Origin of the sequence: Shewanella sp. 10B (assembly GCF_023475885.1) — a bacterium.
GTDB classification, from domain to species: Bacteria; Pseudomonadota; Gammaproteobacteria; order Enterobacterales; family Shewanellaceae; genus Shewanella; species Shewanella mangrovisoli.
Genome location: NZ_JAMDJO010000005.1, coordinates 1 through 18,553, shown reverse-complemented (window position 1 = coordinate 18,553; position 18,553 = coordinate 1). Strand labels below are relative to the sequence as shown.

16 protein-coding genes are annotated in these 18,553 nt (G+C 47.7%); 13 read left to right on the top strand and 3 right to left on the bottom strand.

Annotated elements, in window-relative coordinates:
* Nucleotides 1–18 precede the first annotated feature (18 nt).
* The 10 genes from zipA (at nucleotide 19) to M0415_RS16280 (ending at nucleotide 12,210) form a co-directional block, all read left to right on the top strand.
* Nucleotides 19–1,059, top strand: a complete 1,041-nt coding sequence (zipA, locus tag M0415_RS16325; RefSeq protein ID WP_088212114.1) for a cell division protein ZipA — start codon at nucleotides 19–21, stop codon at nucleotides 1,057–1,059.
* 98 nt (nucleotides 1,060–1,157) lie between these two features.
* Nucleotides 1,158–3,227, top strand: coding sequence for an NAD-dependent DNA ligase LigA (gene ligA, locus M0415_RS16320; RefSeq protein WP_088212214.1), 2,070 nt, complete (start codon nucleotides 1,158–1,160; stop codon nucleotides 3,225–3,227).
* Between the two features lie 232 nt (nucleotides 3,228–3,459).
* On the top strand, nucleotides 3,460–3,948 hold the full coding sequence (locus M0415_RS16315) for a DUF2919 domain-containing protein (RefSeq protein WP_088212113.1): 489 nt from the start codon (nucleotides 3,460–3,462) through the stop codon (nucleotides 3,946–3,948).
* Nucleotides 3,949–4,158: 210 nt separating this feature from the next.
* The gene (locus tag M0415_RS16310) at nucleotides 4,159–5,364 is read left to right on the top strand and encodes an HD-GYP domain-containing protein (RefSeq protein ID WP_249554682.1); all 1,206 of its coding nucleotides are present in this window, start codon (nucleotides 4,159–4,161) and stop codon (nucleotides 5,362–5,364) included.
* A gap of 62 nt (nucleotides 5,365–5,426) precedes the next feature.
* On the top strand, nucleotides 5,427–6,278 hold the full coding sequence (locus M0415_RS16305; RefSeq protein WP_088212213.1) for an SDR family oxidoreductase: 852 nt from the start codon (nucleotides 5,427–5,429) through the stop codon (nucleotides 6,276–6,278).
* Between the two features lie 130 nt (nucleotides 6,279–6,408).
* Nucleotides 6,409–7,032 carry a thiol:disulfide interchange protein DsbA/DsbL gene (locus M0415_RS16300; protein ID WP_249554684.1) on the top strand — a complete coding sequence of 208 codons (624 nt, stop codon included), beginning with the start codon at nucleotides 6,409–6,411 and terminating at the stop codon, nucleotides 7,030–7,032.
* A gap of 447 nt (nucleotides 7,033–7,479) precedes the next feature.
* A complete protein-coding gene (locus tag M0415_RS16295) occupies nucleotides 7,480–7,746 on the top strand; it encodes a DUF4212 domain-containing protein (RefSeq protein ID WP_011622295.1) in 267 nt (88 codons plus the stop codon).
* A gap of 11 nt (nucleotides 7,747–7,757) precedes the next feature.
* Nucleotides 7,758–9,494, top strand: coding sequence for a sodium:solute symporter family protein (locus M0415_RS16290; protein ID WP_088212110.1), 1,737 nt, complete (start codon nucleotides 7,758–7,760; stop codon nucleotides 9,492–9,494).
* A gap of 167 nt (nucleotides 9,495–9,661) precedes the next feature.
* Complete coding sequence (locus M0415_RS16285; protein WP_088212109.1) at nucleotides 9,662–11,524, top strand: DUF294 nucleotidyltransferase-like domain-containing protein; 1,863 nt, start codon at nucleotides 9,662–9,664, stop codon at nucleotides 11,522–11,524.
* Complete coding sequence (locus M0415_RS16280; RefSeq protein ID WP_088212108.1) at nucleotides 11,524–12,210, top strand: exonuclease domain-containing protein; 687 nt, start codon at nucleotides 11,524–11,526, stop codon at nucleotides 12,208–12,210. The genes M0415_RS16285 and M0415_RS16280 overlap by 1 nt, the downstream gene beginning before the upstream one ends.
* 155 nt (nucleotides 12,211–12,365) lie before the next feature.
* Here M0415_RS16280 and M0415_RS16275 read toward each other — a convergent pair whose 3' ends face one another.
* Nucleotides 12,366–12,791, bottom strand: a complete 426-nt coding sequence (locus M0415_RS16275; RefSeq protein WP_011716622.1) for a MarR family winged helix-turn-helix transcriptional regulator — start codon at nucleotides 12,789–12,791, stop codon at nucleotides 12,366–12,368.
* 236 nt (nucleotides 12,792–13,027) lie between these two features.
* Between M0415_RS16275 and M0415_RS16270 the strand changes: the two genes are divergently transcribed.
* Nucleotides 13,028–14,023 (top strand): NADP-dependent oxidoreductase, encoded by a 996-nt coding sequence (locus M0415_RS16270; protein ID WP_088212107.1) that lies wholly within the window; start codon nucleotides 13,028–13,030, stop codon nucleotides 14,021–14,023.
* A gap of 588 nt (nucleotides 14,024–14,611) precedes the next feature.
* On the top strand, nucleotides 14,612–15,211 hold the full coding sequence (locus tag M0415_RS16265) for a lecithin retinol acyltransferase family protein (RefSeq protein ID WP_088212106.1): 600 nt from the start codon (nucleotides 14,612–14,614) through the stop codon (nucleotides 15,209–15,211).
* A 42-nt stretch (nucleotides 15,212–15,253) separates the two neighbouring features.
* On the opposite strand, the gene M0415_RS16260 is transcribed toward M0415_RS16265, so the two are convergent.
* Together M0415_RS16260 and M0415_RS16255 are read right to left on the bottom strand one after the other, a co-directional pair.
* Nucleotides 15,254–16,318, bottom strand: coding sequence for a ketoacyl-ACP synthase III (locus M0415_RS16260; RefSeq protein WP_088212105.1), 1,065 nt, complete (start codon nucleotides 16,316–16,318; stop codon nucleotides 15,254–15,256).
* Nucleotides 16,319–16,410: 92 nt separating this feature from the next.
* Nucleotides 16,411–17,082 (bottom strand): GntR family transcriptional regulator, encoded by a 672-nt coding sequence (locus tag M0415_RS16255; RefSeq protein WP_086904656.1) that lies wholly within the window; start codon nucleotides 17,080–17,082, stop codon nucleotides 16,411–16,413.
* Between the two features lie 316 nt (nucleotides 17,083–17,398).
* Here M0415_RS16255 and gmhB point away from each other — a divergent pair, with 316 nt between their 5' ends.
* On the top strand, nucleotides 17,399–17,950 hold the full coding sequence (gene gmhB / locus M0415_RS16250; protein ID WP_088212104.1) for a D-glycero-beta-D-manno-heptose 1,7-bisphosphate 7-phosphatase: 552 nt from the start codon (nucleotides 17,399–17,401) through the stop codon (nucleotides 17,948–17,950).
* Nucleotides 17,951–18,553: the final 603 nt, after the last annotated feature.

The window sequence follows — 18,553 nt, the reverse complement described above, 5'->3', positions numbered from 1 at the left end:
AGAAAGACAGGGTAACCAATGGAAGATTTGCAACTAGTATTGTTCGTTTTAGGCGCCATAGCCATAGTTGCTGTGCTGGTGCATGGATTTTGGTCTATCAGAAGACAACAACCTAAGTCATTGAAAGATAGTCCGATGGGCAATTTCTATAAAAAGCAGGCCGAACGCGGCGAGGGTGCGCCTAAGCGTGTAGATGCCGATGGTTTCGACGCCGATGGTATTGGTGCCGTCAGAGTCCGTAAAGCGAATGAAGCCCATACCCCAGAGGCACCTGCGTTTAACCCTTATTTAAAGCAAGAAGCCAAAGCACAACCGCAACCCGTGGAACCCGTGCAAGTTGAACCTAAGCCACTGTTTAAGCAAGAGCCAAGCATGGCGCAGCCGGATTTTAGTCTGCAATCGCCAACGGCCAAAGAGCAACACCGTGGTCCTAAAGCATCACGCCAAGAGCCCGTATTACCAGGACATTCTGCCAATCTAGCCCAAGCCCATGTAGGGCAATCCCATGCGGCCATGGTGGCGCAAAAAGCCGCCGAAGAGCAACGTGCGCAGGTGCAAATGCCTACACAAACCGCTCTGTTCGATGAGGAAGAGGCGTATGAAGAAGAGCAACCTCAAGCCGTTGAACAGCCAGATGATGATTTAGGCGAGCCACGTGATGTATTAGTGCTGCACGTAGTGGCAAAAGAAGGTCAGCAGCTTAATGGCGCCGAATTGCTACCTTGCTTTTTAACCCTTAATTTTAAATATGGCGATATGAATATTTTCCACCGCCATGTGGATAATGCGGGTAATGGTAAGGTGTTGTTCTCCATTGCGAATATGGTTAAACCTGGGATTTTTGACCCAGACAATATGGAACAATTCAGCACCCAAGGCGTGGTATTCTTTATGACCTTACCTTGCTACGGCGATGCGCTAATGAACTTCTCCATCATGCTTAACTCAGCGCGCCAATTGGCGGATGATATCGATGCTGTGGTGCTCGATGGTCAGCGTCAACCTTGGGGCGAGTTTACTAAGCAAGATTATTTACACCGCATTCGCGCAAACGCTTAATGCAACGCCGCGAGACCGCGGTGATAGACAGATGGGGCCGCTAAATGCGGCCTCATTTTTTGCAACTTTTTGATGCTTAAGAATTCTGGATAATGAATATGCAAGACATTCAACTCGATAAACGCCTATCTGAACTGCTTTCTCAAGCTGTCACGCCACAAAATGCGCAGCCATTGATGCAGGCGCTCTGCCAATCTCTGAATGAACACAATATTCGTTACTATGTCGATGATGCGCCAAGCATTACCGACTCCGAATACGACAGATTAATGCAGCAGCTAAAACAACTAGAGGCCGAGTATCCTCAGTTTGTTGCTGCCGACTCGCCCACCCAAAGAGTCGGCGGCATGGCGCTGGCCAAGTTTGAACAAATTACTCACCTTAAACCCATGTTAAGTCTCGATAATGCCTTCGATGAGGCAGACTTTAGCGCGTTTCATAAACGTGTCAGCGACAGAGTTGGCCAAGTGAGTTTTTGCTGTGAGCCTAAGCTCGATGGTTTAGCGGTGAGTATTTTGTATCGCAATGGTGTGCTTGAGCGCGCCGCGACTCGGGGTGATGGTTCCGTGGGCGAAGATATTACCGAAAACGTTAAAACCATTAAGTCGATTCCGCTCAAACTGCGTGGTGACAACTATCCCGAATTGGTCGAAGTGCGCGGTGAAGCCTTTATGCCCAAGGCGGCATTTGAGGCGCTAAATGAGCGTGCGCGCTTAAAGGATGAAAAACTGTTCGTCAATCCGCGTAATGCGGCTGCGGGCAGCTTACGTCAGCTCGATAGTAAAATTACCGCGTCACGGGCGCTGTCGTTTTATGCCTATGCCTTAGGTGTGGTGGAGCCGACTTCTCACGAATTAGCTAAGACGCATTATGAGCAATTGCAACAACTAAAATCTTGGGGGCTGCCAGTCAGCAGCGAGATTAAAGTCTGCGACGAACTCAGCCAAGTCTTTGCCTACTATCAAGATATATTGACTCGCCGCGCCGACTTACCCTTTGAGATCGATGGTGTGGTGATGAAGGTGAACGATATCGCCCAGCAGCAAACCTTAGGGTTTGTGGCTAAATCTCCCCGTTGGGCGATTGCCTATAAATTTCCCGCGCAGGAAGAAATGACGCTGCTCGAAGGCGTAGATTTTCAGGTCGGCCGTACTGGCGCGGTGACTCCGGTTGCGCGCCTAAAACCTGTGTTTGTCGGTGGCGTGACTGTATCGAACGCGACTTTGCACAATGCCGATGAAATCGCCCGTTTAGGTGTGATGGTGGGTGATACTGTGATTATCCGCCGCGCCGGCGATGTGATCCCGCAAATTGTGGCCATAGTGCCCGAGCGTCGCCCAGAAGATGCTAAGGCGATTGCCTTCCCGCAACATTGCCCCGTTTGCGGCAGTTTGGTTGAGCGATTAGAAGGTGAAGCCGTGGCGCGTTGCAGTGGCGGCTTATTCTGTGAGGCGCAGCGTAAAGAGGCGATCAAACATTTTGCCTCCCGTAAGGCATTAGATATCGACGGCATGGGCGATAAAATTGTCGAGCAGTTGATTGATAAGGAGCTGGTTCAAAGCCCTGCTGACTTATTTAAACTCACCGCCTCTATGATGACCATGCTCGACCGTATGGGAATGAAGTCCGCCACCAATCTCGCGCAGGCGATTGAAGCGGCTAAAACCACGACTTTGCCACGTTTCCTTTATGCCTTAGGCATTCGTGAGGTGGGGGAGGCCACGGCGGCTAACCTGGCTACTCACTTTGGTAGCCTAGAGGCGCTGCGCGTGGCCACCATAGAGCAGCTTATTCAAGTTGAAGATATTGGTGAAGTGGTTGCCCAGCATGTGGCGCATTTCTTTGCCCAGCCCCATAACCTAAAAGTGATCGATGCTTTGATTGCGGCTGGCGTCAACTGGCCTGCAATTGCAGCGCCAAGCACCGATGAGCAGCCATTGAAGGGGCAGACTTGGGTGCTAACAGGCACCTTAAATCAACTCAACCGTAACGATGCTAAGGCGCAATTACAGGCCTTAGGCGCCAAAGTCGCGGGCAGTGTCTCGAAAAATACCGATTGCTTAGTTGCGGGTGAAGCGGCGGGGTCTAAGCTTGCCAAAGCGCAGGAGCTTGGCGTCAAAGTGATTGGTGAAGATGAATTATTGGCTCTTCTTGCAGCAAATAGCTAACACGCTGCCGCTTCATTGATAAAGCCCTGCCTTGCGGGGCTTTTTTATGGCTAAGATATGGGGGCCGTGGTTTGTGTGGTGAACTTGGCATAACACAACTTGAGTCTAGCAAACTTGAGCGTGACACTTAAACGTAACAAGCTTGCACGAATTATTCACACCAGCCATTGAATTTAGCCGTTACGCCACCATTTTGTTTATATTGCTTTAGTTTTTACTAAATGGATTGCGATTGAACTTTAGTCACATCACTTGGCTCGATGATAAAGGCCATATCAAACCACCGATATTTTTATATGCTATCCTGGCTTTCCTCGCCCGCGGCTGGTGTATTTTTATTGCCTCGCTTACTCAAGCCAGTGATAGATCAGAATTAGTCAGGCTCTTCTATCCCGAAAAGTCTGACTTTTTACTCGCACTCGCCGCGGGGCTGGGCGCCGTGGTGCTCTATGTTGTGGTGCTGGCGGAGCGGCGCCGTTCACCCTCATGGCTGCGCCCGGTGTTTGTCCACCTTAAATGGGGATTGTGGATTTTATTATTACTCGATGCGACCTTACTCGCGCAGCGATTAATCCATGGGCAATTTTTATTCCATTGGAGTTTAGCCCTCGACGCCTTAGTGTTGTTCTGGTCAGGTTTGTATGTCTACAAGTCAAAACGTCTCAGCTATTACCTCGCCGATTGGCCGAAAGAGACTGTGACGTCGGTAAAAGAAAACTAGGTTCATCTCGTTGTAATTTCAGCTTTTTATCTAATATCTAATCCCTGAGGGATAATTTGTGTGTACTATCCCTCAGTTTGATAAGCATTTTTTCACTTATAGCTTACTGATTTTGTTGAATCATCTATAGTTATATGTACTTAGCTTAAATGTGCGACCAAAGAAGCAAATATTTGATGCGTCTTGCGTACATGAAAGGAGTCATATTGCGTGGCAAAAGCAGCTCAACGAAAATTATTACTTTCCGAACTTCAACTTGGCATGAGGGTCAAGTTGCCTTTGTCATGGACGAATCACCCTTTTTTATTTAACCGTGTGGATATCAGTAGCCCGGCTCACATTGAGATGATCCGCGGACTCGGTGTGCCCTATGTGTATCTGATCTCAGGTAGTAGTGATGAACTCGAATCGACCGATGAAGAGGAAAATGTCGAGGAGGTTGAAGAAGCGCCACCGGAGCGTGACTTAAAGGCCGATACCCGTAAGGCGATGCGTTTAAGCCAGAAGCGTTTTTTAGAGAGCGTTAACCAGTGCCGCAATGTGTATGGCAAAGTGGTGAGCGACCCAGAAGGCGCTTATCGCTTGTCGGCCGCCTTAGTGGAGGATTTACTCAGCCATCTGCAAGAGGTCGAGAAACCTTTCCTCACTTTGGTCGGAATGGATGAAAAAGATGTCAGCGTGACTCAACACGGCATCTCGGTAGCAGTATTAGCCATGATGATAGGTCAGGCACTCGACTTACCAGCGCGGGATCTGCGCTATATTGCCTTGGGGAGCCTGTTCCATGATATAGGCAAACTCAAAGTCCCGGATGTGATCCGCCGTAAACGGGGCGCGCTCACTGCCCATGAGGCCAATTACCTGCAAATGCACCCGAACTTTGGCTATGACATGCTGAATCGTTCGGGACTCTTCCCAAAGGAAGTGCTGAATATTGTATTGCACCACCATGAGTTTATTGATGGTTCAGGTTTTCCCGATGGATTAACAGGTGCCAAAATCCCCATTACCACTCAAATAGTGAGTTTAGCGAACGATTACGATCAGCAGCTTAGTGGCGAGCAGGCATCTTCACCGCAGGTGGCATTAGGCTATTTATTTAAAAATCGTGCGAGTAAACATGCTGAATCCTTAATTGCGGTGTTGGTTAAGATTTTAGGTATCTACCCGCCGGGTACTATCGTCAAGTTATCCGACGACACTGTTGCTAAGGTGATCATGACCACCAAAGAGGTGAGTCAGCCGCAGGTGTGGGCCTGTAAGGAAGATGGCAGTGAGGCTTCGTTACGCTTTTTAAGTGATGAAGGGGTGACAGTACAAAAAACCATTCGCGCGGAAGAGTTAACCGAGGGCGCGATCCGCACCTTGCAAATGGATAAAGGCATTAGTTTTTATTTTAGCTTGTTCCAAGCTTGAATCCCGCCACCTGAGTTCCGTATGCTATTGGCCGAAATACCTTGTGGTGTCGGTCAATGGAAATGGAGCTGAGTGTGGCAGATCAAAAAAGTGTAGCGGTTGTTGGTTGTGGTTGGTTTGGTTTTGCCCTCGCTAAGCAGTTAGTGCAAGCGGGTTACCGAGTCACTGGCGCTAAACGCCACGCAGAGGAGTTAGCACCTCTCACTGAGGCGGGGATCCATGGATTCCAACTGCAACTCGGGGGTGAGGCTGATGTTGTCCCCGATGCGCAGGCTTTAAAAGCCTTGTTTCAGACAGACTTTCTTGTCGTCAATATTCCTCCGCGCCTAAAACATGGCAATAGTGCCTATCTTCAAGAATTACAGCAGTTAATTGCGCTAACCCAAGGCTGGCACTATCAAGGCATAGTGTTTATCAGCACTACGGGCGTTTATCCCTCCCTCGACAAGTCGATGACCGAAGCGGACGCACAGGCTGAATCGGCTTCATCACAGGTGTTATTGGATGCCGAAGCCTTATTTGCTCGCCAAGCGAATAGCTGCATCGTTCGTTTTGCTGGCTTGGTTGGACCTAAACGTCATCCGGGTCGCTTCTTTGCCGGTAAAACCGATGTGGCGGGTGGTAATGTTGCGGTTAATCTGGTGCATTTACAGGACTGTGTCGCGGCGGTGAGCTTGATTATTGCTGCAAAGGCGAAGGGAGAGAAGGTCGCTGCTATCTATAATCTTTGCGCGCCAGAGCATCCTTCCAGAAGTGAATTTTATGTGGCTGCCGCCGAATCCTTGGGATTAGCGGCGCCGCAATTTAATGAGCAGCTACAAGCCAGCAAAGTCATTCTAGGTGATGCGATAGTCCGCGAGCTTGGGTTTGAGTATCAGTATGCTTCACCCCTTGCAATGCTGGCTGCCAGTTAGTGGGTGATTTAGCGCCTATTGTTAACAAATGTTTAAGAACCTTGGCCATATTTTGAGGTATCTTAATGGCCTGTGCGTGTCGCAAACGACTTACGATTCAATGATGCAGTTACTAATAAGAAGAGAAAATATGAAAAGCCTAACTAATTTTGTTCGACCTTTGGCGGCGTTGGCCTGTGGATTGGTGTTAAGTGTGAGCTTTGCACTGCAGGCGGCGAGTTTTGAAGAAGGGAAGGATTATGTCACTGTCGCTGGCATCAACGAAGCACAAAAGCCTGTGCTGCGAGAGTTCTTCTCCTATAACTGCCCGCATTGCTACAAGCAGGAACCCTTTGTCGCTTCCACGGTAAAACTCTTAGGCAAAGATGTTGCCTTCGAGCGCACGCCAGTGGGCGCGGGGCGTCCTGCGTGGGAGTTGAGTCAATTAGCCTATTTTGTTGCACAAAAGCTGAAAATGACCAAGCAAGTGCACGAAACGATTTTTAAACAGATCCATGAAAAGGGTGAACAATTTACTCGACCTGAACAGGTAAAAGCTTTTTTTGTGGCTCAAGGCGCGAAGGCCGATGATGTCGATGCGGCGATGAACTCTGTCGATGCGAAATTTACTTTGATGAATTACGACTCGCAGGCGGAATTATCGGGTATTAAGGGTGTGCCATCGTTATTAGTTAATGGTCGCTATTTAGTGACGTCTAAGGTGCATACACCTGAAGAATTGGCCGAGCTAGTCAAGTTCTTAGCCGCCAAGTAAAAGGCTGATAGCTGTGTTTATGGCAGCGTAAACTTACCCGCCGATCTGTTTTCAAATAACCCAGCGATGCTGGGTTATTTTTTGCCATTTTGTTGAGACATCTGAGCTGTAGCAATTGGGTTTATGACCGCCTATTAACCCCAATGCAGTACGATATTTTGTTTATATCACAGCCAGTTAGTGTTACCTATCGTCGTATTTTACTGTCATCTAGCACGTCATTTTGTCGGTTTCTAGCCTTAGGATCTTCGACATTGGTCTAAGCCGCTTAAAAAATAACTTTTGCATCAAAATGTAAATTCATTGTTAACTTTATGATTTTAAATACTATTCGATTTTTTCTGATGTGAGGTGCTTCGCAAATTAGACTAAGGTCTTGATTGTGGTCACTCCAGCTGTTGCTAGATTTAACAAGACTTAAAAATAAAACAGCACAGGGGAGTCGCTATGGCATTTGAAAACAACGATAAAGCAAAAGGTTACTGGAATGAGAATTTACGTCTCGTTTTAGGCCTATTGGCTATTTGGGCCGCAGTCTCATTCGGATGTGGCATTCTATTGGTTGATGTACTCAATGAAATCCATTTCATGGGCTTCAAGTTAGGTTTCTGGTTTGCCCAACAGGGATCTATGTATGTCTTTGTTGCGCTTATTTTTGTCTACGCGGCAAAAGCCAATGCCTTAGATAAAAAATATAACGTACAAGAAGACTAAGGAGAACGGAAATGGGTGTACAAGGATTAACTTATCTGATTGTGGGGCTGTCTTTCGCGCTCTACATTGGGATCGCGATTTGGTCCCGCGCGGGTTCGACTAAAGAGTTCTATGTTGCGGGTGGCGGTGTTCACCCTGTCGTGAACGGTATGGCGACTGCAGCCGACTGGATGTCAGCGGCATCTTTTATTTCGTTAGCGGGTATTGTCTCTTTCGTCGGTTACGACGGCAGTGTGTACCTAATGGGCTGGACGGGCGGTTACGTATTATTAGCCCTGTGTATGGCGCCTTACTTACGTAAATTTGGTAAGTTCACTGTGCCTGATTTCGTGGGTGAGCGTTACTACTCACAAGCGGCACGTACGGTCGCGGTTATTTGCGCTATCTTCATCTGCTTTACTTACATCGCGGGCCAAATGCGCGGTGTGGGCGTGGTATTCTCGCGCTTCCTCGAAGTGGATGTGGACACTGGCGTGTATATCGGTATGGCTGTGGTGTTCTTCTACGCTGTACTCGGAGGTATGAAAGGGATTACCTATACTCAGGTTGCCCAATACTGCGTACTGATCTTTGCCTTTATGGTGCCAGCAATCTTCTTATCTGTGATGATGACGGGTCATATCATTCCTCAAATCGGTTTCGGTGCTCAGTTACTTGATGCTGCGGGGAATAACTCTGGCGTCTATCTGTTAGAGAAACTGAACAATCTGTCTGCGGATCTAGGCTTTGCACCTTACACCGATGGCTCTAAGAGCATGATCGACGTGTTCTGTATTACTGGCGCTTTGATGGTGGGTACTGCGGGCTTACCCCACGTTATCGTGCGTTTCTTTACTGTTCCTAAAGTGAAAGATGCGCGTGTATCAGCCGGTTGGGCGCTGGTGTTTATCGCCATAATGTACACCACAGTTCCTGCATTGGCGGCATTCTCTCGCGTCAATATGATCGAAACCATTAACGGTCCAGATCAAAAGGGTGTTGCCTATGAAACTGCGCCAGATTGGATCAAAAACTGGGAAAAAACCGGTCTGATCAAATGGGATGACAAAAACGGCGACGGCAAAATCTACTATGCCAAAGGCAAAATGGAAGATGCTGCTAGCCCTAACGAAATGAAGATCGACAACGATATCATCGTATTAGCAACGCCAGAAATCGCGAATCTGCCAGCTTGGGTTATCGCACTGGTAGCTGCGGGTGGTTTAGCGGCGGCGTTATCTACCTCTGCGGGTCTGTTATTGGTTATCTCCACTTCAGTATCACACGACTTACTGAAGAAAAACCTTATGCCCAATATCTCTGACAAGAAAGAGCTGATGTACGCTCGACTGGCTGCTGGTATCGGCATCGTGATTGCGGGTTACTTCGGGGTTAACCCACCAGGATTCGTGGCAGCGGTAGTGGCGTTCGCCTTCGGTCTGGCGGCATCCTCTCTGTTCCCAGCCATCATCATGGGTATCTTCTCTAAGACGATGAACAAAGAAGGTGCAATCGCAGGTATGGTTATCGGTCTACTGTTCACTGCGGGTTACATCATTTACTTCAAGTTTGTAGACCCAACGGCTAACGTAGCGGCTAACTGGTTCCTCGGTATTTCGCCAGAAGGTATCGGTATGGTCGGTATGGTGGTGAACTTTGCGGTGGCGGCTATTGTCTGTAAAGTGACCGCAGCGGCACCTGCCCATGTACAAGATATGGTTGAGTCTATCCGTTTCCCTAAAGGGGCGGGAGAAGCGAGCAGCCATTAATCACTGCTGAGTTTAGCCTAACTTAGCTAAATTAAGATAAAAGGACGCTAATGCGTCCTTTTGTTTTTATGGAGTCAGCGCAAGCTTAAGGCTGACTTTAGTCGTATATGGCCCAACAATTGGGCGCGCTATAGTGGGATAAAATTCACCTAAAATAAGGTGTTGCTATGAACGCCAGCGAATTACAACCCGTTGTGCAGTTTTTAACATCCACAGCCCCCTTCGATACTTTGCCCAACGAGATCATCTTACGTTGCGCTAAGTCGGTGACCGTTGGTTACTACAGTAAAGCCTCGGGGTTTGTGAAATTTGATGCCGATGCGCCGAAATTGTACTTGGTGCGTAGCGGCGCCTTTGAGGTGCGGGATCCCGAAGGAGTGCTAGTCGACAGGGTCGCCGAAGGGGAGTTTTTTGGCTTTTCGACGTTGTTGTCTGGGGAGAAAGTGGTTAACCGGGTCGCTATTCTTGAAGACAGTCTAGTGTATCACCTACCGCAGGCATTGTTTGACCAACTGCGAAGCGAGAGCCGACACTTCGATAAATTTTTTACCCGTGCCTTTGCCAAGCGTTTACGTCACGAGGCACGGTTTAAGGCGAAAGATTTAACGACTACTAGTCGAATCAGTACCTTAATGTCATCTTCGCCTATTATGATCGACGCCCATGCCAGCGTCACGCAAGCCGCGCTCTTGATGCGCAATTCGCGGGTTTCGTCCTTATTGGTTACGGACAATCATAAGCTAGTGGGGATTTTAACCGATAAGGATCTACGTAATCGGGTGCTCGCCGCAGGGCTCGATGGCCGAATCGCCGTGCATCAAGCCATGACCACATCGCCGATTTCGATTTCATCCAATGCGTTGATTTTCGAGGCTATGCTATTGATGAGTGAGCATAACATTCATCACTTGCCGATCATTGATGAGCAAAATACCGAGGAAGTAAAAGCCATTGGCATGGTGACCAGTACCGACATTTTGCGCGGTCAAGGTTCGCAGCCCTTGCTGCTGATTGGTGAAATCGAGCGGCAGCATGACCTCGCCAGTCTCATTAGCGTCAGTAAACAAATCCCCTTGTTATTACAAAATTTAATCAGTGCCGATGCCAGGGCAGAGGAGATTGGTCGGGTATTGACCTCGGTCACTGATGCGCTGACACGGCGCTTGATTGTGCTCAATCAGCAAATTCTCGGTGAGGCGCCGATGGCGTTTTGCTGGTTAGCCTTTGGCTCGCAAGGGCGACAAGACCAAGCCGCTTGTTCGGATCAAGATAACGGCCTGCTGGTGGCCGAAGAAATGGACGACTACGCCAAAGGCTATTTCGATGCCTTGACCCATGCGATTTGTGCTGGACTTGATCAATGTGGTTATGCTTTTTGTCCCGGTAATATCATGGCGCAAAATCCACAGTGGCGGATGTCACTCAACGAATGGCAGCAGGTCTTTGAAAAGTGGGTGGTCACGCCAGAACCTAAGGCATTGATGCATGCGAGTATTTTCTTCGATATGCGTTCAGTCTTTGGCCCGCAATCCCTGTTTGATGCCCTACAGGACAAAGTGCTGGCACAAACCAAAGACAATGATATTTTCCTTGCTGGGATGACGGGCAATTCCCTCGTCGAGTCGCCGCCCTTAGGCTTCTTTCGAAAATTTGTGTTAGAGCGCGATGGCAGTGAGGTAAAAGGCATTGATTTAAAACATAAAGGAAATGCGTTAATCAACGATATCGCCCGCGTGTATGCGCTGTCCGCGGGGATTAAGGAAGTGAATACCGCCAAACGAATTCGGGCGCTGATGGACGCCAATATTCTCAATCGTAAGGATGCGCTTAACTTGGCCGATGCCCATGAATTTATTGCCCATATGCGTTTATCGAATCAAGGCTACCAACATACGCAGGGGCTTAAGATCAGTAATTATTTGTTACCCGGCCATTTATCTTCTTTGGTGAGGCATCAACTGCGGGATGCGTTTAAGGTGGTCCATGATGCCCAGTCGGGGATGAAGATGAAATTTATGCGGAGCTTTTAATGGGGCCTTGGTGGGAGAACGCTAAGCTGCGCTGGCGTGCGTTACGCTGTCAGCATCGGCTATTTAAGGATTATTACCAATCCTTAGTGCCGCTGTTGGAATTACCCATTAGTCGGGCGCCCTTGATGGCGATGGATTTGGAGATGACAGGCCTCAACCCCTTACAGGACCAAATCTTAAGTATTGGGCTAGTGCCGATTGAAAATGGAACGATTCCCCTGATGGGCGCGCAGCAAAAACTGGTGCAAATTCAAGGTAGTGTGGGGCAGAGTGCGACAATTCATGGGATCCTCGATAATCATTTAACCGAGGCGGTGACGATTGAAGAGGCGATGGCATGGTTTGTGGCTCAAACCCGTGGTCATGTATTGGTCGCGCACCATTCCCCCCTAGATTGCCGTTTCTTACAGCAAGATATCTTGTCGATTTATCATCAAACGATTGTACTGCCTGCGATTGATACCCTACTGCTGGAAAAACACCGTTTGTTACGCGAACACTCAGTGCTTAAAGAAGGCAGCTTAAGGCTTGGGGCATGCCGAGAGCGATATGTATTGCCGATATATGGCGCTCACAGCGCGCTTACTGACGCACTGGCCTGCGGCGAACTGTTATTGGCGCAGGTGGCAAGCATGGGCGGCGCTGATGAGTTAAAGGTGGGTGAATTGTTGGCTTACTCACGCTAAGCGGTGTGTTAGCGCCCTAAAGGTTAGCGTTCGATTGTCTTTGCCCCAAAATCTCTTCAGCTTGTTTTCTTAGATTGAATCTCTAAGTTTAACGCCGTGTAGTTAGAATTGAGTGCTCACAAAAAGCGGCTTTAAAAGCGTACTAATTCGACTCGCTAGTCTTTCGATAAATCCGCTTCTAATTCAAGACATAAGCGACGTAACTCCTCAATACGCTCAGCATTCATGTTGGAGCGTGCCACCAATTTCTCGGTAAGTTGAGTCGCTTCTTCCTGTAACTGCCGGCCCTTATCGGTGAGGGAAATGACCTTTTTACGTTCATCCAACTCGGATAAGTTACGGGTGAGTAATCCTTTTGACTCCAAGCGTTTAACGATTGGCGTTAAGGTACTGGGATCTAAACGTGTGTCGTTAGACAACTCTTTGAGGCTGACGTCGTTCACGTACCAAAGTGAGTGCATCACTATGTACTGGGGGTAGGTGAGATCATACTCGTCAAGGATGGGACGAAAGGCTCGCACTAATGAGTTGGTCGCCGAATACAGTGCAAAGCATACGTTGTCTGATAATTTTTGAGCCATAAAGCGTACCCAGAATAAACAATGAAGGCTGATGTTAACAAATTCCACCCTGTAAAAATAGTTTGCGTGCAAAATATTTTTAGGAGTAATGGTTGATTTGTGCGTCACTTGTGGGTAGTTTATTGGCAAACAGTTTGTGCGCAAACTATTTGTAAGCTAATAAATTGGTTCATTGTCGACAACATATCACTCGACAGCCTGTTTGCTGTGTGTTAGACGTAATAGAGGTTAACCCCATGATAAGCAGTCAAATTCATTTAGCATCACGCCCTGTTGGTATGCCGACGCTGGCAAACTTTAAACAGGTCGAGGTGACGTTGCCCGCATTAAAAGCCGGCGAAGTGCTGGTTAAAAACACCTGGATGTCAGTCGATCCCTATATGCGTGGTCGTATGATGGATAGGGATTCCTACATTCCACCCTTCCAGATTGATGCGGTTATGGACGGCGGGGCCATAGGCGAAGTGATTGAGTCACTCAATCCACAATTCCCAGTAGGTTCAAAAGTGAGCCATATCAGCGGTTGGCGCAGCGCCTTTATCAGTGATGGGCAGGATCTCACCTTATTACCTGCGGTGAATATTCCTGAGCAATACTTTTTAGGTGTTATCGGCATGCCCGGATTAACCGCTTGGGTGGGGCTGATGCAAATCGCTAAGTTAAAACCAACGGATACTGTGTTTGTTTCAGCCGCATCGGGCGCTGTCGGTATGGTTGTCTGTCAAATCGCTAAGCTTAATGGCTGCAAAGTGATTGCTTCGGTTGGCTCGGATGAGAAGGCCGAATTGGTTCAAAGTTTGGGCGTGGATGCAGTGATTAACTATAAAAAAGTCACTGATTTAACTCAGGCTTTGCGCGACGCGGCGCCTAATGGCATTGATGTGTATTTTGAGAATGTCGGCGGCGCTCATCTTGAAGCCGCGTTGAATGTGCTAAACGAATATAGTCGCATTCCTGTATGTGGGATGATTGCCGATTACAATGCGCAGGCACCAGTCCCAGGGCCAAGTAATCTGTTAGCCATCAACACTAAAAAGTTAACCATGCAGGGCTTTATTGTGATGGACTACTTCGATCAGTTTGAAGAATTCATCGCTCAAATGGCGCAGTGGCTGCAAGCGGGTAAAGTAAAATCGGAAGAAACCGTTTATCAAGGTCTAGAGCAAGCTGCTGAGGCGTTTATCGGCCTGTTTGAAGGTAAAAACAAAGGCAAAATGCTGGTTAAGCTCTAATCTTGCAGTACTCTTACGGCTTAGTATCAAGGTGCAAAGGTGAAATCCGATGCACCTTGATGCCGTGGAGCATGTCAAGCGTGATTCATGTCCTTTGATGCTGCTCATGCCAACTGCTGCCACGAATAAAGTTACCGTTTGAGCTGAAGCCTGTGTTACTAAGGCTTCAGTTTTGGCTATTCACAATCAAGTCGGCTGAGTTTGTGCTCCGGCTAGCGATTTCATCTTTAATTCACGTTTATCCCATTACACTGCAAAAAGTCGCACTCCTTTTAACGGCCAATAACCCGATAAAAGGTAAGTTATCCGTATCTCGCTTGGTGATCCTTACGGAAAACTTGGCAATTAAGTGAAACTGAACTTCACTCTTATTATTGAGAATTCAAAGGCTAAGACATACTGACCGAACGATAGTTCTCTAGAACTATCGGTTTAAAGAAAGGTGAGTTTAAAGTACTGTGGGTTTAAAGAACTTTAGGTTTAAAAATGAGGCCTTAAACAAAGGTGAGCGTATGAAGAGGGCGCAAACTCCATTCGACTTTCTTAATGATGCCTTTTACAGATAACTGATGTCATAAGGGGATGATGATGCCATTACCGTTACTTTGGCTAGGCAGCGCTGCGATGGGCGCGTTATTGCTCGCCGATGAGCGTGAAAAGCGCCAGCAGCTTGAGCGTGACCGCTTATTAGGCAAGGCTCCACGGCAAACGACGGGTAGCCAAGCCATGGTCGCAGCGCCAAGTCAGTGGCAAAAGGGCTTTAAACAAGTCTCGCCGCAGCCAGGCAGTATTGTCTGCTGCTATGTGTTTGGGGTCATTGAACATACGGGTATTTGGTTGGCGGATGATTGCCTCGTCGAGCTACATGGCTCAGGGCTGATAAGGGCGGTATCGGTAAAGCGCTTTTTAGCGGGGCGCACTGGTAGCCAAATCTATATTGCCTGTAATCATCAACATCAACCACTGATTGCCAGTGATATGGTGAGCCGCGCCGAGCGGGCCATTTATCAGTACCGCGAATACGATTTGTTCGACAACAACTGCCATCGATTTGTCTGGTCATGCTTGTGTGGTGAAGAGCTGGCTATAAAAAGTTTTAACGAATTAAATCAAAAACTCGCAGGCTATTTTAAGCAGGGGATTTACTGGGATGAAATGCGTCGAGTACCTGAAGAGATAAAAATGTAAAAGGCCATCCGAAGATGGCCTTTTATCTGTGTTCGGGATTTATTACTTACAGAAATAATCCACTGCACGTTTAACCAGCTCAATGCCACTCAACTCGCAAGGTGGCAGCTGAGCATCACTCACCTGAACCGGCGTTACGCGCTCGCCCCATTGCAATAGCAGCGCTGCAGAAGTTAACCCCGCACCGAAGGCACATGACAGAATGGTTTGATTTGGCTTAATTAAGCCTTTCTCCAATGCATCACAGATGGCGATAGGGATAGTGGCCGCAGAGGTATTACCATAGTTAGCAATGTTCACGAAGGCTTTTTCTTTAGGGATCTTCATGCGGCTAACGAGGGTATCGATAATGCGCTCGTTCGCTTGGTGTGGAATCACTAAGTCGACTTCATCTTTATCGACGCCACATTTTTCCAGCACTTGAGTGCTTAACTTATTCATACCGTTAATGGCACGTTTAAAGATTTCTTGGCCATCGAATTGAATATAAAAGTCCAAGGATTCTGCAGAGAATCTATCCATCGCAGTACCAAAACCGGCTTTTAGGATATCGCGACCTTCAGGGTCGTTATTCAGCTCATAGCCTAACACACCGCCTGGCACATCCGTCGCTTCCACGACAACCGCGCCAGCGCCATCACCAAACAACACGGCGGTTTCACGGCGTGACCAATCGAGGTAGAAAGATAAACGCTCTGCACCGACTACTAGTACTTTTTTGCATTGGCCACTCTTGATCTGTGAGCTGGCTAAGCCTAAGCCATACAAAAAGCCACTGCAGGCCGCGTTGATATCGAAGGCTGCGCAACTTGCACCAATATTGGCCTGGACTGTGGAGGCAATATTCGGGATCAAGGTATCTGGGCTGGCGCTGGCTAAAATGATCATATCAATTTCGCTGCCGTCAATGCCCGCCGCAGCAAGGGCGCGTTTAGCGGCAACCGATGCTAACTCAGAGGTATTCACATGGCTGATATGACGCTGGCTGATCCCGGTACGGCTTTTAATCCATTCATCGGAAGTTTCGATAAAAGTAGCAAGATCATCGTTAGTCAAAGTGGCGGGAGGAACACATTTTCCCCAGCCAGTGATAGTGGCGTACTGCATGGTGTTTTCTCTCAAATAAAAAAGGCAGAACCTGAAGTGCTGCCTCAAATCGACAACAAAGCTTATCGGTATAACGAATGACAGTCCGTGATCTAGACCACCTGTTTGGCGACGAGATCCCGAATTGTCATTGCGGCATGCAAAATATGATGTCGCAGCAACGCCGTGGCTTTCTCTGTTTCTCTTTGTTTGCAATAGTTGAGCAGTTCGCGGTGCTCGTGCTCTGCTGCGGGAATACCTCCTGCGAGCAGCAATTGCAAACGGATATATCTATCGCAGTTAGTATTGAGGCCGTGGACAACCTCTAGCGTATGTGGACGATTGGCGGCTTGATATAAACAGGTATGAAACTGTGTATTTAGCTCGCTCCAACTGGCGACGGCATCTTCATGTTTAAAGGCCGATTCCAATTGCTCCAATACGCGTTCTGCTTTGATTAAATCGTCTTCTTGAAGTCGTGGTATGGCTTTGGCGAGCAGATCGGTCTCGATCATGGCGCGTAATTCAAAAAGCTCAGTCACTTGTTCAACGGATAATTCGGTCGCGGTCGCCCCTTTATGGGGTTCGAACTTCACCAGCCCCTCCGCCTCAAGTTGTAGTAAGGCTTCTCTTACGGGAATGCGGCTTACATGTAAGGCTTCGGCTAAGGCGCTTTGTCTGAGTGGTTCCCCTGCGGCTATATCACCCGAAAGAATTTTCTCTCTGAGCACTTCTACAACTAATTGGGTGCGGGTTTTATGGACTATAGGCGTAGTTCGACTCATTATGACCGTCTATTTTTAGGTGTTTTATTGTTATCCGTGCAAGATTACCGTTAAAAACAGCACAAATAAAGGGAAAAGCTCGATTGAATACCGCATCCCTTAAGCCTAAAAAAGCATTATCGGCCGATTTTATCGGCGAAATGCATCGGGATAAGTACGATTTAATACCGTTTTACGGCCGCTTGGGGCGAGATAAGCCGGAACTTGTTCAAACTCCGTCATGTCGCTGACAACTTCGCGGTGCAATTTCTTGCAATGGATGGAATAATAGGGAAATTACGCATTAAGCGCCGTTTTTAGTGAGTGGAGTAGTACTGTGGGTACAGTCAATCGAGCCGTATTTTTAGACCGTGATGGTGTGATCAACAAAGATCATGGTTATGTGCATCAGGTGGATGACTTTGAATATATAGAAGGTGTGTTTGAAGCCTGCCTCGCCTTAAAACAAATGGGATACAAATTGGTGGTGGTCACCAATCAGTCGGGAATTGCCCGTGGCATGTATAGCGAAGACCAATTCCACAGTCTCACCGAATGGATGGATTGGAACTTTGCCGATAAAGGTGTCGACCTCGATGGCATTTATTATTGCCCGCATCATAATGAAAAAGGTCTCGGTGAATATAAAGTCGATTGCGATTGCCGCAAGCCAAAACCTGGCATGCTACTCGATGCGGCAAAATTCCTGAAAATCGATTTGTCGCAGTCGGTGATGGTGGGCGATAAAGCCGATGATATGCTTGCGGCTAAAGCGGCAGGGGTGCCGACACGTATCCTCGTCCGTACTGGCAAAGAAATCGCCGATGACAGCGAGGCGTCTGTGGTGCTCGATAGCATTGCCGATGTGCCGAGGTTTTTAAAGAAGTAGCCTATTTGCTACTTAAAGTGCGCATCAATCTATTCGAATCGTAATATTGAACTTGAGGCGCGAGCTTAACTGCAAAAAGTGCGGTATTGGCTTTATCGTTTTGCTTTGTGACCGATGCTAACGGCGTTAGCTAGGTGATTGATATAGCCAAAGTGATGGAAATTACAGCGAATTAGGCGCTAAAATCGACGTTTGGTTTAAAAAATGCGCACTCACTTTGGTTTTTCTAATTATTTTGCCTAAAGGGGTTGCGGTAAAATCTGACATCCCTATAATGCGCATCCACTGGTCCAGCGGGGTCAGACGGTGAAAGCCAAAAGCGTTAACTGCTCAAGGCAAATAACCATGCTCTTTAACAATTTATCAAGCAAATCTGTGTGGACACTCACAGATGTTGAGTTAATCGAAATTACTCTGCCGTTTGGCGAGTAATCAAAATTTAAATCAATGAATGAGTGTTCATAGCAATATGTACAGTTTGTTTTGACTTTTGAGTCGAAACGACAAATCAGAATTCATTGAGTCGTTTAACGCGAGTTAAACAAAAAACTTTTAATTGAAGAGTTTGATCATGGCTCAGATTGAACGCTGGCGGCAGGCCTA